Annotated in this window: 18 protein-coding genes; 13 read left to right on the top strand and 5 right to left on the bottom strand. The window is 61.5% G+C overall.

The genetic code is table 11. The annotated features are described in order from the left end of the window. Positions 1 to 61: 61 nt before the first annotated feature. Positions 62 to 1,960 carry a hypothetical protein gene (locus OHL11_RS10155; protein ID WP_263371399.1) on the bottom strand — a complete coding sequence of 633 codons (1,899 nt, stop codon included), beginning with the start codon at positions 1,958 to 1,960 and terminating at the stop codon, positions 62 to 64. Between the two features lie 140 nt (positions 1,961 to 2,100). Further along, a complete protein-coding gene (locus tag OHL11_RS10150; protein ID WP_263371398.1) occupies positions 2,101 to 3,210 on the bottom strand; it encodes an energy transducer TonB in 1,110 nt (369 codons plus the stop codon). Between the two features lie 448 nt (positions 3,211 to 3,658). Between OHL11_RS10150 and OHL11_RS10145 the strand changes: the two genes are divergently transcribed. Then, positions 3,659 to 4,228, top strand: a complete 570-nt coding sequence (locus tag OHL11_RS10145; protein ID WP_263371397.1) for a DUF421 domain-containing protein — start codon at positions 3,659 to 3,661, stop codon at positions 4,226 to 4,228. 81 nt (positions 4,229 to 4,309) lie between these two features. Here the strand turns inward: OHL11_RS10145 and OHL11_RS10140 are convergent, their stop codons facing one another. After that, positions 4,310 to 4,510, bottom strand: coding sequence for a hypothetical protein (locus OHL11_RS10140; protein ID WP_263371396.1), 201 nt, complete (start codon positions 4,508 to 4,510; stop codon positions 4,310 to 4,312). A gap of 495 nt (positions 4,511 to 5,005) precedes the next feature. Here OHL11_RS10140 and acs point away from each other — a divergent pair, with 495 nt between their 5' ends. From acs to OHL11_RS10125, 3 genes are all read left to right on the top strand, one after another. Next, positions 5,006 to 7,003, top strand: a complete 1,998-nt coding sequence (gene acs / locus OHL11_RS10135; protein ID WP_263371395.1) for an acetate--CoA ligase — start codon at positions 5,006 to 5,008, stop codon at positions 7,001 to 7,003. A gap of 189 nt (positions 7,004 to 7,192) precedes the next feature. After that, positions 7,193 to 9,025 (top strand): putative bifunctional diguanylate cyclase/phosphodiesterase, encoded by a 1,833-nt coding sequence (locus OHL11_RS10130; RefSeq protein WP_263371394.1) that lies wholly within the window; start codon positions 7,193 to 7,195, stop codon positions 9,023 to 9,025. Between the two features lie 83 nt (positions 9,026 to 9,108). Beyond that, positions 9,109 to 10,239 (top strand): VWA domain-containing protein, encoded by a 1,131-nt coding sequence (locus OHL11_RS10125; RefSeq protein WP_263371393.1) that lies wholly within the window; start codon positions 9,109 to 9,111, stop codon positions 10,237 to 10,239. Here OHL11_RS10125 and OHL11_RS10120 read toward each other — a convergent pair. Beyond that, on the bottom strand, positions 10,236 to 10,421 hold the full coding sequence (locus OHL11_RS10120; protein ID WP_263371392.1) for a hypothetical protein: 186 nt from the start codon (positions 10,419 to 10,421) through the stop codon (positions 10,236 to 10,238). The two genes, OHL11_RS10125 and OHL11_RS10120, sit on opposite strands and share 4 nt — an antisense overlap. 127 nt (positions 10,422 to 10,548) lie before the next feature. On the opposite strand from OHL11_RS10120, the gene OHL11_RS10115 reads away from it, so the two are divergent. The 8 genes from OHL11_RS10115 (at position 10,549) to OHL11_RS10080 (ending at position 19,602) form a co-directional block, all read left to right on the top strand. After that, on the top strand, positions 10,549 to 11,097 hold the full coding sequence (locus OHL11_RS10115) for a thioredoxin family protein (RefSeq protein ID WP_263371391.1): 549 nt from the start codon (positions 10,549 to 10,551) through the stop codon (positions 11,095 to 11,097). Then, positions 11,085 to 12,161 carry a YihY/virulence factor BrkB family protein gene (locus tag OHL11_RS10110; RefSeq protein ID WP_263371390.1) on the top strand — a complete coding sequence of 359 codons (1,077 nt, stop codon included), beginning with the start codon at positions 11,085 to 11,087 and terminating at the stop codon, positions 12,159 to 12,161. Before OHL11_RS10115 ends, OHL11_RS10110 begins: the two co-directional genes overlap by 13 nt. A 50-nt stretch (positions 12,162 to 12,211) precedes the next feature. Beyond that, entirely contained in the window at positions 12,212 to 13,675 is a 1,464-nt protein-coding gene (gene pyk, locus OHL11_RS10105) for a pyruvate kinase (protein ID WP_263371389.1), read from the top strand. A 60-nt stretch (positions 13,676 to 13,735) separates the two neighbouring features. After that, positions 13,736 to 14,128 (top strand): four helix bundle protein, encoded by a 393-nt coding sequence (locus tag OHL11_RS10100; protein ID WP_263371388.1) that lies wholly within the window; start codon positions 13,736 to 13,738, stop codon positions 14,126 to 14,128. A gap of 63 nt (positions 14,129 to 14,191) precedes the next feature. Beyond that, complete coding sequence (mutL, locus tag OHL11_RS10095) at positions 14,192 to 16,138, top strand: DNA mismatch repair endonuclease MutL (protein WP_263371387.1); 1,947 nt, start codon at positions 14,192 to 14,194, stop codon at positions 16,136 to 16,138. A gap of 78 nt (positions 16,139 to 16,216) precedes the next feature. Further along, a complete protein-coding gene (locus OHL11_RS10090; RefSeq protein WP_263371386.1) occupies positions 16,217 to 18,496 on the top strand; it encodes a hypothetical protein in 2,280 nt (759 codons plus the stop codon). Positions 18,497 to 18,507: 11 nt separating this feature from the next. Further along, positions 18,508 to 19,245, top strand: a complete 738-nt coding sequence (cmk, locus tag OHL11_RS10085; RefSeq protein WP_263371385.1) for a (d)CMP kinase — start codon at positions 18,508 to 18,510, stop codon at positions 19,243 to 19,245. A gap of 156 nt (positions 19,246 to 19,401) precedes the next feature. After that, positions 19,402 to 19,602: a cold-shock protein gene (locus OHL11_RS10080; RefSeq protein WP_263371384.1), complete on the top strand. Its 201-nt coding sequence runs from the start codon at positions 19,402 to 19,404 to the stop codon at positions 19,600 to 19,602. Positions 19,603 to 19,780: 178 nt separating this feature from the next. Here OHL11_RS10080 and OHL11_RS10075 read toward each other — a convergent pair whose 3' ends face one another. Then, positions 19,781 to 20,644 carry a hypothetical protein gene (locus OHL11_RS10075; protein ID WP_263371383.1) on the bottom strand — a complete coding sequence of 288 codons (864 nt, stop codon included), beginning with the start codon at positions 20,642 to 20,644 and terminating at the stop codon, positions 19,781 to 19,783. A gap of 99 nt (positions 20,645 to 20,743) precedes the next feature. Here OHL11_RS10075 and OHL11_RS10070 point away from each other — a divergent pair, with 99 nt between their 5' ends. Continuing rightward, a complete protein-coding gene (locus tag OHL11_RS10070; protein WP_263371382.1) occupies positions 20,744 to 22,474 on the top strand; it encodes an MFS transporter in 1,731 nt (576 codons plus the stop codon). Positions 22,475 to 22,504 lie beyond the last annotated feature (30 nt).

Below are 22,504 nucleotides of genomic sequence, written 5' to 3'. Positions count from 1 at the left end.
GTGAATCTTTGTGAGTTCAAGGCGGCGAGACACGTTGGTCCCGCCGTCCTTGTGGTTCGTTTTACTGCTGAGGCTGCGGCTGAGCAGGCTGGGTCGCCGGTGCCGGAGCAGCCGTGCCCTGATCTGCAGCCGGGGCTGCCGGTGCGGGAGTTGCGGTCGTACCATCTGCAGCCGGAGCTGCAGTAGCATCAGCCGGAGCTGCTGCCGGAGGTGCCGGTGCCGCGGGCGCCGTCCAGTACTTCAGCTTGATGTAAACCGGGGTGACTTCGAACGGGAGCTTGTCTGCCGCGCCGAGGAGCGGCTCATAGGTCACGTTCATCTGGAGCACCTGGTCGGTCCACGGATCGAACTTGAGGAACTGGCCGAGCGGCATAGCTGCCTGCTGCTTCAGGTCGGTGTTGTTGAGCTTCGGAGCCTTCGACATCAGGTCCTTCAGCCAGAAGGTGCCGTCGGTCTTGATGAGGCTGTCGCCCACCTGCGGGGTGGTGAGGGCCTTGAGGGCCTTCTGGCGATCGCGGAGCTGCTGCAGGTAGAGACCCATGTACTGCTGGCTGCTCTGCAGGTCTGCCACGGAAAGCAGTTCCATCGTCTTCTTCACAGCCGAAGCATCGTCCTCTTCGGTGTGCTGCATCGGCAGGCGCTGCAGTGCGGCGGAGTCAGGGAAGAGCAGCTTATCGTTGAACGCGTACTTGGTGTCGATGTGGTGACCGAGCAGGATGTGTGCGATCTGGAAGGCCAGCATGCAGTTCAGGTTGCCCATGAACTGTGCGCCGTCCTGCGTCGGAACGTCAGCGGTATCGATCAGGCTCTTGGAGAGCAGGATGGTGTTACCGACAGCGATCGACTCGAGCGGCGAGGTGAGCAGAACACGCACCTTCAGCGGGCGGGAGGTCTCGATCTTGTTGTAGATCAGGATATTGTTCGCGAGCGATTCGAGGGTCTTGTCGAAGTCCGAAGGGGCGTCGATCAGGCCGGCCTGGAAGAGGCGGTCGATGACGTTGTCTTCAGCCTGCTGGACCCATTCACGCGAAGCGCCGAGCGGAGATACGTCCTGCGCATCCTGCTGCGTCTCATTCTTGGCGCCGACCACGTCGACTTCGGTCTGTTCGGATTCCTTGGCGGGAACCTTCAGAGCGTAGCCCCAGATGTGGTTGACGGCCTTGAAGCGGAGGCTGTGCGTCGGGCTCTTCGGGTCGGTTTCCTCGATGTAGATCGAGGTCGGCAGCCAGAGGCCTTCCTGCACGTTCATACGCCAGGAGTCGAAGTGGAAGTATTCCTTGATCTCGTTCTCAGAGGTGCCCGCAAAGTCGCCGTTGAAGCGAACGATGTTGCCGCCGTCCTTTTCAATCCAGATACGACCGATGAAGCGACCGGTAGCGTTCTTCTTGATCGGCGAAACGTCGAAGACGAGCGTCGGCACGGAGCCGAGGAAGGCGCTGCGGACGTAGGAGAACTGATACGTCTGGCGGTTGAAGCTGTTCGAATCGATCAACAGCATCTGCACGAAGCCAGCCTGGTGATACTGCAGGTGCAGGCCGGCGGAGAGGCCGTTGATGAAGCCGAGCGAACCCTTGAGGAAGCCGAGGCCGAACTTGCCCTTCTTCTCGCCGAGGTCCTTCTTGTCGGGCGTGTAGTTCACGTCCGTGATGACCTTGCCGAAGTCGACGCGGCCAAGGAAGTGCTGGTCCGAGTCAGGAACCTGGCTCATGACCTTGTCCGGGCGCATGTTCTGGATGTAGGTTTCGACGAGCGGCGCGCGCTCCTTGAGTGTCTTGACCACCACCGCTTCGCGCGTGATTGCCTTGTCGATCAGAGCATTCTGCGCTGCGTTCGGCTTATGAAGATCGGTCGCCACGGTCGGCTTCTTCTTCCCCATGAGGGGAAAGGCCGAGGCCGTGAGGGCCGGAGCGGTCAGCAACAACAGTGAAGCTGCAGCAGTCAGTTTCGTCCGGAGAATCATGGGCTTAGGAACTCCTTGGTCTTGCGGTGAACGTCTAGCGAGCCCACCGTGAATATGAGACGGGGAAACTCGTGAAACAGGTGAATCGGTAAACAATCAGATGCGGATGCAACCCTTTTCGGTCGCACCCGCATGAAGATTTAGCTGAGGTGGAAGCGGATGATGACTTCGCCAGTCCACTCGACCGGCTGACCGGAGGCGTCCATGGACGGCTTGAAGCGCATACCTTCCACAACCTTGCGGGCCTGAGCATCAAGGCCATAGCCGAGGCCATGCACGATGCTGATGAACTGCACGGTGCCGTTGGTGAGCACGCGGATACGAACCTGAACGTTGCCTTCGATGTGCGCAGCGCGAGCTTCCTCGGTGTACGCAGGCTCAGGACGATAGGTGAGTGCCGGCGGAGTCGCAGCCGACTTCGGTGCGGGAGGCGGAGCAGCGGCGTGCTGCACCTGGCCGAGTCCACCGACGCTGACGGCTGCAGGGCCACCAGCGCCATGACCACCGGGCCTGCCGAAGCTGTTGCTGAGACCCGCCACGGGGGCGGCTGCACGATCGTGTCCACCCACGGAACCGTTCGGCGAACCGGATCCGAGGTTCACCGAGGAGGCGCGCGGGCCGTTGCCGGTATTGCTGGCGTTCATGTTAGGCATACCGCCACCCATGTTTACCTTAGTGGCGACAGCCGGACCGGTGGGGTTGACGGCTGAGTTGCCGAGCTTCACCGCCGACGGATGAGCGTCGTGGTTCGGCATGGAAGCCGCCGAGGCGCCGAGGGCGATGTGCGAGGCCGCGGGCGGATCAATCTTATGCGGGGCCGCGAAGTTGTTGAGCTTCACGGCGACGGGCGCCGGGGGAGCCTTCGGCGTCGGCGGCACAGGCTTGGGCACTACGGGAACCGGTACGGGCTTGGGTTCCGGCAGCGGCTTCGGCTCCGGCAGCGGCTTCGGCTCTTCCTTGATCACAGGAGGCTTCGGAAGCGGCGGCGGAGGCGGCTTGGGGAGTTTCGGCGCAGGCTTGGGCGGTTCGGGCGGCTTGGGCGGAAGCGCGATCGCCGTCAGCTTCTTGGCAACGACAGGGTTATTTTTAGCGACCAAACCCAGAATCGCGATGAGGGCTGCGATCGTGACGTTGATGCCGATCGATACCATGAACGACCGGCTCGAGCGGTGCTTATCTTCCAGTACGCCGAATTGGCTGAACTGGACCGATTTAGGGTTCGGGTCGTCGCTGCGAAGAGGCTTGGCCATGTGTCTCTTTGAGTCCTTTGATCAGAACCGACTGCAGGAACGCATGTTCCAACAGGGATGCAGTAGGGCGAAAGTTACCGCAAGAGTACCAGAAGATGTTCTCTGCGGGATTACGTTTCTTCTGCCCGTTTTTGGTTATTTGTTAGTCGGTAACTATGGCAGTTGCTTAGGTTTCTGTCGTCCCGGAAGCGGCTTTTCAGGCTTCCGGATAAGGCTTGTTGCTGATCTTTGTCGTATGGTGAGGGCTGAAGGTTTCAGGCGTGGTCTGGATCGAACCGGAGCCCTCGCGCTTGGGTAACGTTACGTCGATATGGACGATTATGCCCCATCCGTAGAGGAACTCAATGGCTCTTTCCGGGGAGAGCGTTCGATTGCGGCTCCCACCTGTGAGTTTTGCGTAGCCGCTAGGAGGCTGAGAGCACCCATGCATGGAATTTTGTCGACAACCATGAGTAATATGTTTCACTTGCCGATTCCGGTGGTGGAAAAACTGGCCCGACCGGTCATCATGTACATCGTTCTGGTCGGGTTTCTGCGGATTTTCGGCAAACGTGAGCTGGCGCAGTTGAATCCGTTCGACCTCGTGGTGCTGCTTTGCCTGTCGAACACGGTGCAGAATGCGATCATTGGCGACGACAACTCGGTGACGGGTGGCATTATCGGCGCGGTAGGGTTGCTGGGGATCAACTGGTTGCTGAGCAAGGCGATCTTCCGGTCGCCGCGCCTGACGAGCGCGCTGGAAGGCGACCGCACCATCCTGATCAAGGATGGTCGCGTGGACGAAAAGGCGTTGCAAGCTGAGGCCCTTACCCATCGTGATCTAACATCAGTCCTCAACCGGAACGGTTTCAATAGCCCGTCCGATGTATCTGAGTGCGCGTTGGAACCGAACGGAACATTTTTTGTGCAGGGTAAATCTCCCTCGCCGATTGAAAGCCGCGAGACCGGGCTGCAGGAGTCGGTGGACCAGCTGACCCGGCAGGTGGCGGAGTTGCGGAAGCTGCTCGAGGCGCGGTAGAAGGCGGCGAGTTCCTGAGAGCCCTGCGAACCCATGTCTCAGAAGCGAGATACGGGGCACTCGGTCTTTGGCTGGCGGAGATCAGCCTTTGGCGGAGTCGAGTTTGCTGCGCGTCTTGAGGAGGCGTTCCGGCGCGGTGGGCAGGGCGGAGTCCCGAAGAGCGGCGCGGTAGCCGCCCATGTAGATCGAGTACATCACCGCGAGCGCGCAGCCGACGCCGAAGACAAAGCCGAGAAAAAATCCGATTACTGTCGCCCACTCGAAGCCCATGCTCTTGAGCATACTTTGCGGCGACGCCTGCGCGGCGGTGCGCCGTCCTCTGTATCCGAAAGCTCGCGAGAACGTTGTGCGAGGAGGCAGGGCAACAACAGAAAACAGAGGAACGTGATTGCGACCATGAGTTCACCTGGTGGCATTCATCGGCGGATCTGCGGCGAAGTTGAGTGGGTGTGTGTCGCGGGGACACTTCGGCAAACCGACATCTGCACCGGCGCAGATGTCCGGCTCGCGGTCTGCGGGCGGCGTAGAGACCCCGGTTGTTGGTGGATGGGTGTCTCACAATGCGACGCCTCGCCGCGCCCGAGGTAGTGCCTTCGATAGAGGTCGGCATAATACCTGCTAATACAGCGTTCCAGTGGTTGCCAGTCAACACGGGCTTGTCGTACCGTTGGCGTTGCATAAAACATTTGGCCGATTTTCGACACGAAGCGAACCGGTACCATTCCTCACGACGAACAAGCCAGCAGAGAAGCTGGAAGAGAGAAGAAAAGGAAAGCAATGAGCACGAACAACGAAGGTTCCACGCAGGGCGGAGCTACCGCAGATTCAGGCAGCTTCGATTCACTGATGCGCGAGAACCGCGTGTTTCCGCCGCCGGCCGAGTTTGCCAGCCGCGCCTGGATCAAGAGTGAGATGGAGTGGGAGGCGATGTATCGCCGCTCGATCGAACACCCTGAGCTGTTCTGGGCAGAGGCGGCCGAGGAGCTGTCCTGGTCGAAGAAGTGGGACAAGGTGCTTGAGGGCACGTTCCCCGATCCGAAGTGGTTTACGGGCGGCAAGCTGAACCTTTGCTACAACGCCGTGGACCGCCATGTGGAGGCGGGGCGTGGCGACAAGGTTGCGCTGATCTGGGAAGGTGAGCCGGTGGGCCAGGTCGTAAAGCTGACCTATAGCCAACTGCTGGTGGAAGTGCAGCGCTTTGCCAACGTGCTGAAGGCGCATGGCGTGAAGAAAGGCGATCGCGTCGCCATCTACATGGGCATGACGAATGAGCTTGCGATTGCGGTGCTGGCGTGCGCGCGCATTGGCGCGATCCACTCGGTGATCTTTGGCGGCTTTGCGGCCCATGCCATCTCCGACCGCGTGAAGGACTGCGACTGCCGCGTGGTGGTGACGCAGGACATGAGCTATCGCCGTGGCGCGCCGATCAAGCTGAAGGAGATCGTCGATGCCGGACTTGAGAGCTGCCCGGATGTGCGCTCGGTGATCGTGTATCAGCGCGAGCCGAAGTTCGAGACGCCGATGAAGGCGGGGCGCGACTCGTGGTGGCATGAGGAAGCGGCGAAGGTTTCGGCTGAGTGTCCGTGCGCCGAGCAGGAAGCCGAAGATCCTTTGTTCATCCTGTATACGAGCGGCACGACCGGCAAGCCGAAGGGCCTGGTGCACACGACCGGCGGCTACGCGGTGCAGACGTACCTGACGACGAAGTATGTCTTCGACATTCACGACGACGACATCTACTGGTGCTCGGCGGATATCGGTTGGATCACCGGCCACAGCTACGTGGTGTACGGCCCGCTGCAGAACGGCGCGACGGTACTGCTGTATGAAGGCGCGCCGAACTTCCCGGAGCAGGACCGCTTCTGGCAGATCGTGGACGACCACAAGGTAACGATCTTCTACACAGCACCGACGGCGATCCGTGCGTTCATCAAGTTTGGTGTGGACAAGGTGCGCAAGCACTCGCTGGCTTCGCTGCGCTTGCTGGGCACGGTGGGCGAGCCGATCAACCCTGAGGCCTGGATGTGGTTCCACCGCGAGGTCGGGCATGAGAACTGCCCGATTGTCGACACGTGGTGGCAGACGGAGACGGGCGGCCACATGCTGGCACCGATTCCGGGTGCGATTGCGACGAAGCCGGGTTCGGCGACGCGTCCGTTCTTCGGCATTGAGCCTGCCGTGCTGACGAAGGAAGGTGACCCCGTTCCGAACGATCACGGTGGTCTGCTGGTGATTCGCAAGCCGTGGCCGTCGATGGCGCGCACGATCTGGGGCGATGACGAGCGCTTTGCGCAGGCATATTTTTCGGAGATCCCGGGCTGCTACTTCACGGGTGACGGCGCGCGTTGCGATGCCGATGGCTACTACTGGCTGATGGGGCGCGTGGACGATGTGATCAACGTCAGCGGACATCGCCTGGGCACGATGGAGATCGAGTCCGCGCTGGTGGCGCATCCGAAGGTTGCGGAAGCGGCGGTGGTGGGACGTCCTGATGAGTTGAAGGGGCAGGCAATTGCAGCGTTCGTTTCGCTGGAGTACGGCCTCGATCCTTCGGATGAGTTGAAGCAGGAGTTGCGACAGTGGGTGGCGAAGGAGATCGGTGCGCTGGCGCGTCCCGATGATCTGCGCTTCACGCCGATTCTGCCGAAGACGCGCTCGGGCAAGATCATGCGTCGTCTGTTGCGTGAGCTGGCGACGACGGGTGATATCAAGGGTGATACCACAACGCTTGAGGACTTCAGCCTGTTGGCGAAGCTGCGCGACAACGACGACTAAGAAGATTTTCCTTGCTCACCGGAAAGACGGCATCCAACCCGGGATGCCGTCTTTTTCTGTTGCGTGTACTGGAAGTTATCGGGTGAGTTATGCGTAGCTACGCAAATCCAAGGCGCTCTCGTTGTCCGTATCCTCAAGAGAGATGAGACATCGTTAGAATTCCGAATAGATAGCGCCCTCGGAGCAGTTATGCGCGGTGAGATTCAACAGGAAATCCTCGACATGATCGCCAGCGGCTGCACGATGGCTGAAACTGCCGAACATGTGTGCCGTTATGCAGAGCGCTTTGCGCCTGGAGCGATCTGCACGGTCATTCGCGTCGATCATGAGGGCGTGTTGCATCCGCTCGCAGGGCCGAGCATTCCACCGGAGTATTCGGCGGCGCTCGAAGGCGTACGCGTTGGTCCGACCTCTGGTTCTTGTGGCACGGCGGCTTATCGCCGCGCTTCGGTGAGCGTGACGGATATCTTCACGGATCCGCTGTGGGCCGACTATCCGGTGCTGGCGGAGATGCTCGCGGAGAAGAGCGGTGTGACAGCGTGCTGGTCGAGCCCGATCCTGTTGCGTGATGGTCGTGTGCTGGGTGCGTTCGGTTTCTACTACAGGGAGCATCGCGGACCTACAGAAGAAGAGCGTCGCATCGTCGAGGAGTGCGTCGATCTGTGCGCGCTGGCGCTGGAGCGCGACGAGGTGCGAGCGGAGAATTTTCGGCTTTCCTATGTCGACTTACTGACGGGGTTAGGGAACCGTGCGAGTTTTCTGAAAACGCTGGAGCGTTATGGCGTGGATACGGAGACTCCGTTTGCTGTACTGGTCTTCGACATCGATCGCCTTGCGCGATTCAACGACGTGCTGGGGCACTCGGCAGGTGACCGATTGATCCATGAGATCGGCAAGCTGGTTTCGCAGATCACTGCGCCTGCGCCGCTGTTTCGGATCGACGCCGATGAGTTCGCGGTGTTCGTCGATGGCGCGGATGCGGAAGAGAAGATTTCGCAGATCGGTCGTGAGATTCTCGCGGCGATTCCTACGGTGGCTGACCGTGCCGGGCATGTGAACTTTCCGCTCTCTGTGAGTTGCGGAGTGGCCGTGGCGCAGCCTTCGGCGCATATCGATGTGGCGGGTGTCATGCAGCGAGCCAATCTTGCGCTGCATCATGCAAAGCAGACGGGGCGTGGTTCGTGCGTTCAGTACGAGGAGAGCTTGAGCAGTGCGGCGGCGCATGAGTTTCGCGTGCTGCAGACGATGACGCATGCGCTGGCTGAGGCGCGAGTCGAGCCGTATTACCAGCCGATCGTTCACATCGATACGCAGGAGATTGTCAGCCTCGAGGCTCTGTGCCGCGTGCGTACGCCGGCAGGAGACGTGGTTTCTGCGGACCAGTTTGGCGAAGCGCTGCAAAGCCTTTCGATGGGCAGCTTCGTCACGGACCGGATGCTCGAACTCGTGGCGCGGGACATGCGTTTGTGGATCGATGAAGGCTTGCCGCTGCGGCATGTGAACATCAATCTCTCGGTCGCGGATTTTCGCAAGGAGCGGTTGCGCGAGCGCGTGGCGGCGGCGTTTGCGAAGTACCGTGTGCCGCTGGAGCATGTGATTCTCGAGGTCACCGAGTCGGTCTACATGGACGAGCATGATCGGCGAGTCGCGGAAGAGATCGAGCGGTTGCGAGCGGATGGGCTGCGCGTCGCGCTGGATGATTTCGGCACGGGGTTTGCTTCGCTTACGCATCTGCTGCATTTCCCGGTAGACATCCTGAAGATCGACAAGAGCTTCGTGCATCGCATCTCCGATGGCGACTCCGGCGTGGTGATCATCAAGGCGCTGCTGGATATGGCGCATGGCCTGGGGATGCGCGTGGTGGCGGAAGGCGTGGAGACCGAGCAGCAGGCGCTGCAGTTGCAGCGGCTGGGATGTGCGTTGGCGCAGGGGTATCTCTTTGGCCGTCCGGTGAGCCGCGACGAGACGACGGTGCTGCTGAAAGCGCGCCTGGCAGCCACATCGGTTCTGCCGATTCGTTAGAGCGGCTGCAGACGGATCCTCTACTTTTGTGGAGGCTTTTGTCGTCCATGGCTGCGGGTGTAACGTCTATAGCCAGTATGCGGATGAAGACGGCAGTGGTGTTGGCGTTGGTGGCTGGCGCGGCGTGGGCGCAGGAAGAGAAGCTGCGCGTGGGCGCTCCTGTGAGCGTGCCGATCGTCGTGCGCGATAAGAAGGGCGATGGCGTCGCGGGTCTTGGTAAGGACAACTTCTCGATCAAAGTCGATGGCAAGGACCAGCCCGTCACCGGCGTCACCGCTGGGCCGGGTGGACCGGTGGTGCTTGGGCTGGTGGTGGATGTAAGCGATGGCGAGCGCGATAACCTGGAGCGCACCAAGCGTGCGGCGCGGGCGCTGATCGATGGTCTGCAGCCGGGGGACAAGATGTTCGTCGTGCAGTTTGCCAGGCAGATTGAGCTGCTCGAAGAGCCGACGAACGATCGCGCGAAGCTGGTGAAGGCGCTGAACCTGCTCGGCACGAGTTCGCCGACGTTCAACCCGCACATGCCGCCGGATGAAGGACGCGACAAAGAAGGCCGCCGCATCGAGTCGGGTGGCAACTCGCTGAATGATGCGGTGTACCTGAGCTGCGAAGAGGTGTTGGCGCGCGAAAAGGGACGGCGTGTGCTGGTCGTCGTTTCGGACGGCGTGGACATTCGCTCGAAGAAGTCTTCGACGGAGCTGGTGGAGTCGATTGAGCGGACGCGCGCGGTGGTCTACACGGCGTACACGCCGACGAAGCTGCAGCCGCGGGAAGGACAGGGGAATCGTGGCGGGCAGCAGGGTGGCAACGGCGGCGGGAGTGGTCGCCCTTCGATCGGAGGCTGGCCGGGGTCGACGTATCCAGGGTCTGGCTCACCTACGGGCGGAAGCGGCGGCGGCAACTCGCCGAATGGGCAGAACAAACCGACGACCGGGGACCGCGAGCATCGACCGAATGTAGACGGCACGCAGGTGTTGGCGAAGCTTAGCCGCAACAGCGGTGGTCGGTTCCTGAGCGGAGAGAGGCACGACACGCTGGAGGACGGCATGGCGTCGATCGCTACCGACATGAAGGCGATGTACTGGGTGGAGTTCACGCCGATAGGCCCGGCGGCACGGCAGGCGTATCACCTCTTCGACCTTGACGTTCATGGATCGGACAAGGGCAAGAAGGTGGAGCTGCAGGCTCCTGATGGCTACTACGCGGCGAGCTAGCTGCCCGAGGTGGCCGGGCCGGTGGCGTCCGAGGGAGTCGCTACATGGTGCGGCGTCAGTTCGGTGCCTGAGGTGCGCAGCAGATATAAGGCGACCCCAAAGATCAAGAGCAGAGCGGCAGCTGAGAGAAGCAGTACACGCTGAAAGTTAGGGCGGTTCGGCGGAAGTTGTTCGATGTCCATAAGGGTCCTGTGCATGCGATGTGGCGGCACGCATGGTAAGTACGATGATTTTGTGGTGCGAACGCGTTGCTTTTGCGGCTTCTCGGGCTTGGTTTCCTCGCGGGGAAGGAGCATTATGGGAAGCATCATGGAAACCTCAGTTCGCACACGCATCGTTGCTGCCTCGGCCCTCTTCGGGACAATCCTGGCGGCCGCTGCCTGTAGCCCTCTCGGAACCTCCGTCCACGCGGCGCAGCAGCTTACGCCGGAGCAGCGCAAGGCGATGCACCAGCCGGTGATTCATCCGCAGCCTCGCCACATCTATCCGGACACGACCGCAGCCGCGGGCGACCTTCAGGCTGCGCTGAAGAAGGCGAAGGCCGAGCACAAGCGCGTCATCGTCGACTTTGGTGGCGACTGGTGCGGCGATTGCCAGGTGCTGGACGTGTACTTCAACCAGGCGCCGAACGATGCGCTGCTGGCGAAGTACTTCGTGAAGGTGAATGTCAACATTGGCCACGAAGATGCGAACCTCGACATCGCCAAGCGTTTTGGCATGGCGCTGAAGGGTGTTCCGGCGTTGGCGGTGCTGGATGCGCGTGGCAAGGTGCTGTACGCACAGGGCAATGAGTTTTCGGACATGCGCTACATGGAAGCGCAGTCGGTCACGGATTTCCTGAACAAGTGGAAGGCCTAAACCAAGCCACGGTGAGTTTGGAAGAGACCACGCACAGCCCGGCTGCTGACGTGGCGGAGGAGACTCCGCTATGGCAGCAGCCGGTTCGCGTGTTTCATACGCTGCGCCGCGCGGGCATGGCCGCGGTGGAGCATGACGCGCTGACCGTCGCGCAGGCGGTGGCCTACTCGGCGATGTTTGCGTTGTTCCCGGCGATGATCGTGCTGGCGGCGCTGGTGCCGCTGCTGCCGGACTCCGTGCCGTTTCAGTACCAGATGGCGATGTTCTTCAATCAGGTGCTACCGCCGACGGTGGCGCCGCTGCTGCACGAATACTTCGCAGGGTCGCATGAGGCTCCACATACGCTGCGTGCGCTGGCTGGCTCGGGGATTGTGAGCATCACCGGCGCGGCGAACGTGATGGCGACGCTGATGGAAGGCTTTCGCCGCGCGCATGAACTGCCGCTGACGCGAGGAAGCTTCTGGCCGCGTCGTCGCCGTGCGCTGGCGCTGGTTCCGCTCTCGCTGCTTCCGATGGCAGCGGCTTCGGCGCTGGTCGTCTTCGGGCATTTTCTGTCGGTGTGGATCGCCGGTCGCGTACCGTTTGCGCTGCAGCAGCCGGTGTACATCATCTCGTTTGCGATGCGCTGGACGGTGGCGCTTGCGGGGAGTGTCGGCATCATTGCGGTGATCTACCACCTGGGTACAGACCTCAGCACGGGGATGCGCCAGCACCTGGATCCGCTGCTGAAGGAGCCGTGGGCGATGCTGCGCAAGGACTGGAGCTGGCGCGCGAGTCTGCCGGGTGCAACCGTCGCGACGGTGCTCTGGTTTGCGTCCACACTGGGCTTTGGCTGGTATGTGACGCGCTATGCAAACTACGGCCAGGTATACGGCTCGCTGGGTGCAGGCATCGCGTTGCTGATCTGGCTGTACATTATTGCGCTGAGCGTTCTGGTGGGGGCGGAGTTCAACGCGCAACTGCGTCTGCCGGGCCGCGATCGCCGCGCTACGGAGTTCCTGTGGAAACTCCCGCACCTTCGCCGTCTTCACTTGCCGGGGCGCACAGGTAGAATGACTGACTGACAGGCTTGTACGATGGGCAGGCTGAATATTTTTTCCAAAGGGCATACGAAATGACCGCAAGCAAGCAGTGGGTAAATCAGGGAGGCTCGCGTCGAGCCAAGATTGTGGCGACGCTGGGACCGGCTTCGAGCACGCCGGAGATCTTCCGCCAACTGGTTCGCGCTGGTCTGGATGTTGCCCGTCTGAACTTTTCGCACGGCTCGCATGAGCAGAAGGCCGAGCTGATCCAGATGGTTCGCACGGTGTCGAAGGAAGAGGGCAAGCCCATCTGCATCCTCGCCGACCTGCAGGGACCGAAGATCCGCACGGGCGTGCTGGTGGACCACATCCCTGTCATGCTGGTCGCGGGGCAGCACCTCACGATTACGCCGGAGCAGATTGAAGGCACGGCCGAGCGTGTGAGCACGGTGTTCACGACGCTGGCGGAGAACCTGACGCCTGGCGATCAGATTTTGCTTTCCGATGGCTTGATCGAACTGCGCGTGGTCGAGCTCAAGGGCGCGGACGTGGTGACGGAGATCATCAACGGCGGCTACCTCGGCGAGAAGAAGGGCATCAACCTGCCCGGCATCAATGTGAAGGTGCCGTCGCTGACGGAGAAGGACGAGATCGACCTCGAATTTTGTATCAAGCAGGAGTGCGACGCGGTCGCAGTGTCGTTCGTGCAGACCGCCGATGACGTGCGCTATGTGAAGTCGCGCATCGCGCAGCTGGGTTCGGATGCGTGGGTGATTGCGAAGCTCGAGAAGCCGCAGGCTGTGGACCATCTTGAGTCGATTCTGGAAGCGACGGACGGCATCATGGTCGCGCGTGGCGATCTCGGCGTGGAGGTTCCGCCGGAGAAGGTTCCTGCGATTCAGAAGCACATCATCCGCCGCTGCGCCGCGTGGCGCAAGCCGGTGATCACGGCGACGCAGATGCTGGAGTCGATGATCGAAAACCCGCGCCCCACGCGTGCAGAAGCGTCGGACGTGGCGAACGCTGTGTATGACGGCACCGACGCCGTGATGCTTTCGGCAGAGAGCGCGGCGGGCAAGTATCCGGTGGAAGCGATTGCCATGATGGCGAAGATCGTGACCGAGACGGAAGAGCAGATTCGCCAGGAGCCGAAGGCTCCGGTACTGCCGGTGAAGCGCGCGAAGTTGTCGATCCCGGAGACGATCTGCGAGTCGATGGCGCACTCGGCTGAGGAAGTGGATCTGGCTGCGATTGCGATCTTCACGGAGAGCGGCAACACTGCGCGTCTGCTGTCGAAGTATCGTCCGGCGGCTCCGATTGTGGCGCTCTCGCCGTTTGATACGGTGACGAATCGCAACATGCTGCTCTGGGGCACATTCCCGATCACCTGCCAGCGCTTCGAGGGCACGGATGGTCTGGTGAACATGGCCGAAGACATTCTCGAGACTGAGGGTTTCGTGAAGCCAAAGGAAGTGCTGGGCATCGTGGCCGGAACGGCGACGAAGTCGGGCGCGACGAACTTCATGCGCCTGCATCTGGTGGGCGATCGTAAGTAGGTTTAGAGATCAGAGATCAGAAATAAGAGATCGGAAGATGCCCGCGGAGAGGTTTCGGCATTGAAGGTTCGTTCGTTTCGAGATTTGATTGTTTGGCAGCGGTCCCGTGAACTGGCAAGGAGTGTCTATGAGTTGACGCGCGATTTTCCGCGCGAAGAACTTTATGGCATGACGAGCCAGTTGCGCAGGGCCGCTGTTTCCGTGATGAGCAATATCGCGGAAGGGCATGGTCGTGGATCGCGTCTGCAACTCATGCACTTTCTTTCCATCGCTCGAGGGTCGGTGTTTGAGGTTGAGTCGCAGCTGATCCTCGCAGCTGACCTCGGCCTCGGCACAGCCGACAAGATCACGGTCTGCGAGCAGTGTTGTAGCGAGATCAACCGTATGCTTTTCGCCACGCTCAACACCTTGAAGGCGCGAGGGACGACTTCACCCTCGTCGGTATCAGAGTAGGCCTGTCAGTTCTTGACCTGTTTCCCACACTAATCTCTTATCTCTGATATCTAATCTCTAAGCATGGGCCGCATCAAAGTTCTCTCCGACCAAGTCGCTAATCAAATTGCTGCTGGTGAAGTCGTGGAGCGTCCCGCGTCTGTGGTGAAGGAGCTGCTCGAGAACTCGCTCGATGCGGGTTCGACGCGCATTCGCATTGAGGTGGAGGGCGGCGGGCGCAAGCTCATTCGCATTGCCGACAACGGCCACGGTATGGGGCGCGACGATGCGTTGCTGGCCTTTGAGCGACATGCTACTTCGAAGCTGCGTTCAAGCGATGATCTGCTGACGATTGCGACGCTCGGCTTCCGTGGCGAAGCGTTGCCGTCGATTGCTTCTGTGGCACGTGTGCAGTTAGAGACGCGTGCTCCGGACGATGAAGTCGGCACCGTGGTTGAGATCAACGGCGGCAACATGCTGCGCGTGGAAGATGCGGGTTTGCCTGCGGGCACGACGCTTTCGGTGCGGGATCTCTTCTTCAATACTCCGGCGCGCAAGAAGTTCATGCGCTCCGAGCAAACGGAGCTTGGGCACGTTGCGGCGTTGGTGACGCACTATGCGCTGGCGCATCCGCAGAAGCACTTTGAGTTGCACTCGGCGACGCAGTCGTTGCTCGTTGCGCCTGCTGTGGCGGACGCAGGCGAGAGGCTGTTTCAGATACTCGGGCGCGATGCGTTCGAGGCGATGATTCCTGTCGCGGCCGAGCAGGATTTTGCGCGCGCGGGCTTGCCGGAGTTGCCGCCGTGGAAGCGGCCTGAGGATTACGAAGCGCCGGAGCCGGGTGCGATGCGCATTACGGGTTTCGTGTCGAAGCCGGAGCTGCAGAAGCTTAATCGCAACTCGGTGTATGTATTTGCGAACGGGCGTTTGATCCGCGATCGACTCATCCTTCATGCTCTGACGGAGGCGTATCGCAACATCATTCCGCCGACGTCGTTCCCGGTGGTGCTGCTGTTTCTCGAGATGCCGCCGGCAGAGGTTGACGTAAACGTGCATCCGGCGAAGACCGAGGTGCGCTTCCGGCAGAACGCATTTGTGCATGACTTCGTGCGCGACTCCGTACGCACGGCGCTGATGAATGCGCGGCCTGCGGCAAGCTTCTACCAGGCGCTGCACGCAGCGCCGACGGCGGGCATGTCGCTGACGGTGGATGTGAGTCCGCTGCCGGGAATCGACCAGCCGATGATGCAGCCGATGGACGGCCTGCATGTGGCGCAGCAGAGCGAGATGATTGAGCCGGGCGATGTGGCGCCGTTCGATCTGCGCGAGCGTGTGGTGCCGCCTTCGCCAGGGCGTCTCAGCTTCGAGGGCACGATGCCTGTGGGCTACGGGGACGGTTCGGTTGCGGCGGCGGTTGCCGAAAGCGAAGCCGAACAGCCGACGTTGAACAATCTTGCGTCGTTGCGTCCGCTGGGGCAGCTGCGGGACTCGTTCATTCTGGCCACGAACGAAGAGGGGTTGTGGATCGTCGATCAGCATGTGGCGCATGAGCGCGTGCTGTTTGAGAAAATTCTGCGCGAGCGGCAGGTGGAGGCGGTGCAGCGTCAGCGTCTGCTGATGCCGGTGCTGGTGGACCTGATGCCTGAGCAGATGGTGCGCTTTGCGGAGATTGCCGAAGAGCTGGGCCGCAATGGTATCGAGGCCGAGCCGTTTGGTCCGCGCACGCTGGCGGTGAAGGCGACGCCGGTGGGCCTGCAGGGCAAGGAACTCGAGCTGATGCTCGAGGAAGTGCTGGGGAGTACGGAGAAAACGGCTCAGGTAGAGAACGAAGAGCTGCGGCGCACGCGCATTGCGGCGTCGATCGCCTGCCACGCGGCGATCAAGGTAAATATGCCGCTGGAGCCGTCGAAGATGGCCTGGCTTTTGTCAGAGTTGGGTAAGACTGCACATCCAACGAGCTGTCCGCACGGTAGACCGATCGCTTTGCGGTATTCTATGAAGGACATTCAGCGGGCGTTCCAGCGCATCTAGTTGCGCCACGTCTTGCGCGTCGTACGAGGTCGGCCTCCCCACGCTGACCGGCGACGTTTTTTCGGAAGGAACCGAGTTTTGGCTACAGTACAGCAGTTTAATGAGGCGCAGCTTGCCGCTGCGCGAATCCCTTTGTGGCGTCAAGCCGGCGAGCCGGTCCTTACGCTCGAAGCGGCACGCGAGTTTTTGGAGCATTTCGGGCTGGTAGCCTTTGCTCCGCAGAAGTTCGGCCTGCATGCGCCGACCCTGGTGGAAGCCACACTGGGTGAGAAGAATGAAGCGCCGACGATGGCGCAGTCGCAGATTGCACGCGACCTGGTGGCACGCCTGGTGGCCGATGGTGCCGCGCTGCCGCTGAACCTGACGGGTGTTGCTGGTGACCTGCCGGACTTTATCGTTTCGCTCCCGGCGTTCAAGTACATCTTCACGCTGCGCGGCGACAAGAGCTGGAAGCAGGCTCCGTCGACCTCGGGCGCGGTGAAGGTTTCGCCGCTGGCGCTGAGCGCCTATGAGGCGTTGACGGCACGCGGCGAGGCGATGACCGCTGCTGAGCTCGCCAACGAGCTGGGCCGCGAAGTGACGGAGACGGCTGTGATTCGCGCTTTGAGCGAACTCTGGCAGTTGCTCCGCGTGATTCCGCTGCTGGCACAGGGCGATGGCGCGACGATGTGGGAGCTGACCACGCGCCGCTTCACCAAGCAGATTAAGGCTGGCGTGAACGCCGGCCAGCCGACCGCGATGTCGGGCCTGATCTCGATGTTCTTCGAGCAGACCATTGCCGCGACGGTGGATGAGATTGAAGCGTTCCTTTCGCCGTTGACGGCGCGTTCGCGCGTACGCGAAGTGGTGGGTGCGCTGCGTTCGGCGCGTGAGCTGGAGCCGACCGTGTTGAGCGGCACGGAGTATCTGTACGTTTCAGGCAGCCTGCCGGTGTTCCCGGAAGTGGCCGCTGCTCCGAAGACCGAAGAAGAGATCGCCGCGGAGATTGCAGCGCCGCCGGTGCGCTTCTCCGAGACGGAAATGCCCGAGCCGGGCCGTATTCGCAAGTTCGAGCGCGAAGGTGGGGCCAGCGAAGGCCGTGGCGGATTCCAGCGCAAGCCTGCGGGCTCGTTTGAGCCGCGCAACGATCGCGAGCGTCGTCCGTTCTCGCGCCGCGCTGAGGGCGAAGCCAAGCCTGAGTTCAACAAGCCCTGGGATGAAGAGCGCCGCCCGCGTCGCGAGGACGGGGAAGAGCGTCCGCGCCGTCCGTTTACGCCGCATGAAGGCGGAGACCGTCCGTCGCGTCCGTTTGGCGAGCGCAAGCCCTTCGGCGAGCGTAAGTCGTTTGGCGACCGCAAGCCGTTTGGTGACCGCAAGCCCTTCGGCGAGCGTCGCCCGTTCACCCCGCGTGAAGGCGGAGACGACCGTCCGCGTCGTCCGTTTACGCCTCGCGAAGGTGGCGACCGTCCGTCGCGTCCGTTCGGTGGCGAGCGCAAGTCGTTCGGCGACCGTAAGCCGTTTGGCGAGCGCCGCACGTTCACGCCGCGCGAGGGTGGGGATGACCGTCCGCGTCGCCCGTACGCTCCGCGTGAAGGCGGCGAACGCCGTCCGTACAGCGGTGGCGGTGACCGCAAGCCGTTCGGCGAGCGTAAGTCGTTTGGTGACCGCAAGCCGTTTGGCGAGCGTCGCCCGTTCACCCCGCGCGAAGGCGGAGACGACCGTCCGCGTCGTCCGTTTACGCCTCGAGAAGGTGGCGACCGTCCGTCGCGCCCGTTCGGTGGCGAGCGCAAGTCGTTCGGCGATCGTAAGCCGTTTGGTGAGCGTCGTCCGTTCACGCCGCGTGAGGGGGGAGATGACCGTCCGCGTCGCCCGTATGCTCCGCGTGAAGGCGGCGAGCGCCGCCCGTACAGCGGTGGCGGAGACCGCAAGCCCTTCGGTGAGCGCAAGTCGTTTGGGGACCGCAAGCCCTTCGCTCCGCGCGAAGGCGGCGAGCGCCGCCCGTACAGCGGTGGTGGCGACCGCAAGCCCTTCGGGGACCGCAAGCCGTTTGGCGAGCGTAAGTCGTTTGGAGATCGTAAGCCGTTCGCTCCGCGCGAAGGTGGTGAGCGTCGCCCGTTTACGCCTCGCGAGGGTGGAGATGAGCGTCCGCGCCGTCCGTTCAGCGGCGGCGACCGCAAGCCTTTTGCCGGTGGTGATCGTAAGCCCTTTGCGGGAGGCGATCGCAAGTTCGGTGGACCGAAGCGCGAGGGTGGGTTTGGTTCCAAGCCCGGCGGCTTCAAGGGTAAGTCTGGCGGCGGGTTCGGTTCGAAGCCGGGTGGCTTCAAGGGTGGTCCGAAAAATTTCGGTCCGCGCAAGCCAAGACCGGGTAGCGGGGAGTAAAGTAGCTCGCGATGCACGTTGAATCTGAGCAGAAGAATTCCACGGGGGCGGCTCGTCGCGAGCGCCCCGTGGTTGCGATTGACGGTCCGGCAGGTGCTGGCAAGAGCACGATGGCCGCGCACCTGGCGCGTCGTTTCGGGTTTCTGAACCTGGAAACGGGCGCGATGTATCGCGCGCTGGCGCTGAAGGCGATCGACAACGATCTCGACTTCGCCGACGCCGACGAGATGTTGCAACTGGCGACGCGCACGACGATCAAGCTCGAGCCGCAACTGGAAGGCAATCGCGTTCTGCTGGATGGCGTGGATGTGTCGCGTCGTGTTCGCGATGGTGATGTGACGGCGGCTGCTTCGAAGATCAGCGTTCATCCGCCGATCCGGGTGTGGATGGTTGACCAGCAGCGCGCGCTCGGCAATTCGGGCGGCGTGGTGATGGAAGGCCGCGACATCGGCACGGTGGTTTTCCCCGACGCTGAGGTGAAGATTTTCCTTGATGCGGCGCCGGAAGTGCGCGGCAACCGTCGCTACAAGCAGACTGGGTCTGATGACGCGAAGGTTACGGAAGAATCGCTGGTAAAAGAGCTGAAAGAGCGTGATGAACGCGATCGTAACCGTGCTGACTCGCCCCTGAAACCTGCGGATGACGCGGTGATTCTCGATTCCACCGGTTTGACGCTGGAGCAAGTGCTGGAAAAGGCTGAGACGATCGTTCGCGAACACCTTGCTACAGCAGGTTTGCACCATTCGTAGGGCAAAAAGCAGAAATCTAAATTTTTCGGTGGATAATTAGCCTCCCGTGCTAACATTTCCCCATCGTTTGAAACAGATTGGTTTTCTGCAGCTCCACGCAGCCGAAGCCCCGATTTGAGTTCAGCGTCACAATCACAAGCAAGGATTTCACGGATTATGGAACAGGGAACAGTTAAGTGGTTCAACGACGCCAAGGGTTTTGGCTTCATCAGCCGTCAGAATGGTGAAGACGTATTCGTGCACTATTCGGCCATCAACACCAACGGTTTCAAGAGCCTTCAGGAAGGCCAGGCTGTTCAGTTCAACGTGGTCAAGGGACCCAAGGGCTGGCAGGCTTCGGACGTGCAGCCTCTGTAAGCTGTAACGCCGATACAAACGAGCAAGACAAATTGCAGCACTTTTGAGGTCAGAAACGATCGCACAAGATTGCTTCAGAAGAGAGGAGACGGCTTCGGCTGTCTCCTCTTTTCTTGTCGATCAAGTCATAATGCAGGCTGCGATCCCATGTCACAGACCTGGGCACCCGATCGTGGGGTTACGGCTGGGGAGGTGTATCGGTGGGTTGGTCGTCGACGGAGACGATGCGAGAGCTGGTGCGGTATTTGCGGTAGTCGCTGATGGTGGCGCGGGCGCGGCCGTGGATGCGGAAGACGAGCCAGCCCAGGCTGGCTTTGCCCTGGCCACCGTAGGACTTCGGTAGCCAGACTTCGCCGTTCACCTTTTGCTGTTCCATGGTGAAGTTCAAGCCTTTGTGGATGTCGGCGAGCAGGCCGAAGCCGAGCTTGAAGTCGTCGCGAAAGTGGCCTTCGACGCGCGCGAGCACGCGGTCTTCTTCGTCGATCCAAACCGTGCCGTAGAGGTCCTGCATGATTTTTTCGGACATGCCGTTGGCCTTGACGGCCTTCTTGCCGGCGAAGTCGAGCGCGATGGTGGGGCGACCGTTGAGGTCGACGCGGCGCTCGTGGGTGAAGTCGCCGAGTTGCAACATGCGTGCGGCGGAGATGAGGTCGTCCTGCTTTCTGGCTTCGTTCTTCGCTTGCTGACTCTTGGCCTTTTCGACCGCTTTGTCGAACTCGTCGTTGGCCTTCGTCGCGTCCTGGGGTGAGAGCGGGTGTCCGTTCTTGCCCACAAGTTTGCGGACACGCACGCCGTCGATGGGGATGCTTTCGTAGTCGGTGATCTCGGTCTTCTTCACGGCCTCGCTGCCGTCGAAGTCTTCTTCGACTCGATGGATATGGTAGGTGTACAGCTGCAGCAGCGACTCATCGCGCGCTTCGTGTTTCTCGACGGCTTTGAGTAGTTCATCGACTGAGGGCAGGGGCTTTTCTGCAGGCGGCGCAGGTTGCTGCGCGCAGAGGCTTGCGCTGCTAAGCGTGAGAGCGAGAGTGAACGCGGACAAGGCACTGCGCAAGACCATGCACTGATGCTAACCGCGTATCGCGCGGTATTTACGCTTTGAGGTGGATGGATTTGTGTAAGGTAATGCATCCTAGAAGATGTGGGTGAGACAGCACATGTAGACAGTACGGACCTCGGCGCGCCGAAGGTCAATCCCGCGGCCACGCCGCCTGAAGCGCCGCAGCCTCCGACGGTGGATTCTGGCGGAGGATCGTTTGCGCCGCTGCGATTGCCGCTGTTCCGTGATCGCTGGATCGCGTCGACGGTGTCGAGCGTGGGCACGTGGATGCAGGACACGGCCGGCACGTGGCTGATGACCGCGTTGACGACGTCGCCGCTGCTGATTGCGTTGATGCAAACAGCGGCGAGCTTGCCGGTGCTGTTTCTGGGGCTGCTTGCGGGAGCGACGGCGGACATTTATGACCGGCGACGGCTGCTGATTTTCTGGCAGGCGTGGATGCTGGTGAGCGTCGGCATTCTGACGATCCTTACGTTCTTCGGCGTGATGTCGCCGTGGACGCTGCTGGGGCTGACGTTCCTGCTGAATATCGGATCGTCGATGAACAATCCTGCGTGGCAGGCGATTGTGCCGGAGCTTGTGCCGCGTGAGGATCTCCCGGCGGCCGTGACGCTGAATGCGGCGAGCAACAACATTGCGCGCGCGGTCGGACCGGCGCTCGGCGGCCTGATGGTCGCGGTGTTTACTCATGCAGTGATCGGCGCGGCGTGGGTGTTTGCGTTCAACGCGGCATCGTTTGCGGGCGTGATCTGGATTCTGTGGCAGTGGCATCGTCAGCCGATTTACAAGAGCGCGCTGCCTGCGGAACGCATCGCTGGTTCGGTGCGTTCGGGGCTGCGCTTTCTGCGCTACTCGCCGACGCTGCAGGGCTCGCTGCTGCGGGCGTTTCTGTTTGCGTTCTTCGTGAGCGCGGTGTGGTCGCTGCTTGCGCTGGTGGCGAAGAAGGACCTGAAGCAGGGCGCGATGGGCTACGGCATTCTGAACGGATGCCTGGGCATCGGCGCGGTGGTGGCGGCGACGACGCTGGGGAAGATTCGCAAGAAGATCAGCGCGGACAAGTTGCTGCTGTTTACATCCTGCTACTACATCGTGGCGCTGCTGGTGCTGGGCTGGTTGAAGATGCCGGCGATCGTCATCATCACCTTGCTGGGCGCGGGTTTCTGCTGGACCTCGACGATGTCGACGTTGAATGTGAGCGTGCAACTGAGCGTGCCGGCCTGGGTGTATGCGCGGGCGCTGGGTGCGTATCTGATGACGTTCCAGGGCGGGCTTGCGCTGGGTTCGATTCTGTGGGGAGCGATCGCGGAGCATACTTCGCTGCGGGTAGCGTTCACGTGCGCGGCGGCGCTGTTCGCGGTGTCGATTCCGTTCACGCAGAGAATTCATATTCTCAAGGGCGAGCTACCGGACCTGACGCCGTTCAAGCGGAAGCGTCCTGCGCCTGCGTATTTTGCGGCCGTGGATGAAGAGGATGGGCCGGTGCGCATCTCGATTGAGTACTGCGTGACGGCAGAGAGTTATCCCGAGTTCACTCATGCGATTCATCGGCTGGAGAGCGTGCGGCTGCGCGATGGTGCTGTGCGCTGGGCGGTGTATCGCGATGCCGCGCGGCCGGACCATCTGAACGAGACGTTCGTCATGGAGAGCTGGCTGGATTATCTGCGCTCGCGTGAGCGTACGACGGCTTCAGATGCGGAGTTGATTGAGAAGGTGTGGAAGCTGCACTCGGGAGATGGGCCTCCGAAGGTGACGCATCAGATCTGGGTGGCGGAAGTGCCGGTGGCTGAAGCAGTCGTAAGTGTGAAGTCGTAAGTCGTAAGTCGTAAGTCGTAAGTCGGAAGT

Origin of the sequence: Granulicella cerasi (assembly GCF_025685575.1) — a bacterium.
Taxonomy (GTDB): Bacteria; Acidobacteriota; Terriglobia; order Terriglobales; family Acidobacteriaceae; genus Granulicella; species Granulicella cerasi.
Note: the sequence above shows the minus strand (reverse complement) of the source record. Positions and strands in the feature narration are given on the sequence as shown.

Coding starts and splice junctions, on each gene's coding strand:
- OHL11_RS10155 (WP_263371399.1), bottom strand. CDS start 1,960: ATGATTCTCCGGACGAAACTGACTGCTGCAGCTTCACTGTTGTTGCTG.
- OHL11_RS10150 (WP_263371398.1), bottom strand. CDS start 3,210: ATGGCCAAGCCTCTTCGCAGCGACGACCCGAACCCTAAATCGGTCCAG.
- OHL11_RS10145 (WP_263371397.1), top strand. CDS start 3,659: ATGAGTAATATGTTTCACTTGCCGATTCCGGTGGTGGAAAAACTGGCC.
- OHL11_RS10140 (WP_263371396.1), bottom strand. CDS start 4,510: ATGCTCAAGAGCATGGGCTTCGAGTGGGCGACAGTAATCGGATTTTTT.
- acs (WP_263371395.1), top strand. CDS start 5,006: ATGAGCACGAACAACGAAGGTTCCACGCAGGGCGGAGCTACCGCAGAT.
- OHL11_RS10130 (WP_263371394.1), top strand. CDS start 7,193: ATGCGCGGTGAGATTCAACAGGAAATCCTCGACATGATCGCCAGCGGC.
- OHL11_RS10125 (WP_263371393.1), top strand. CDS start 9,109: ATGAAGACGGCAGTGGTGTTGGCGTTGGTGGCTGGCGCGGCGTGGGCG.
- OHL11_RS10120 (WP_263371392.1), bottom strand. CDS start 10,421: ATGGACATCGAACAACTTCCGCCGAACCGCCCTAACTTTCAGCGTGTA.
- OHL11_RS10115 (WP_263371391.1), top strand. CDS start 10,549: ATGGAAACCTCAGTTCGCACACGCATCGTTGCTGCCTCGGCCCTCTTC.
- pyk (WP_263371389.1), top strand. CDS start 12,212: ATGACCGCAAGCAAGCAGTGGGTAAATCAGGGAGGCTCGCGTCGAGCC.
- mutL (WP_263371387.1), top strand. CDS start 14,192: ATGGGCCGCATCAAAGTTCTCTCCGACCAAGTCGCTAATCAAATTGCT.
- cmk (WP_263371385.1), top strand. CDS start 18,508: ATGCACGTTGAATCTGAGCAGAAGAATTCCACGGGGGCGGCTCGTCGC.
- OHL11_RS10080 (WP_263371384.1), top strand. CDS start 19,402: ATGGAACAGGGAACAGTTAAGTGGTTCAACGACGCCAAGGGTTTTGGC.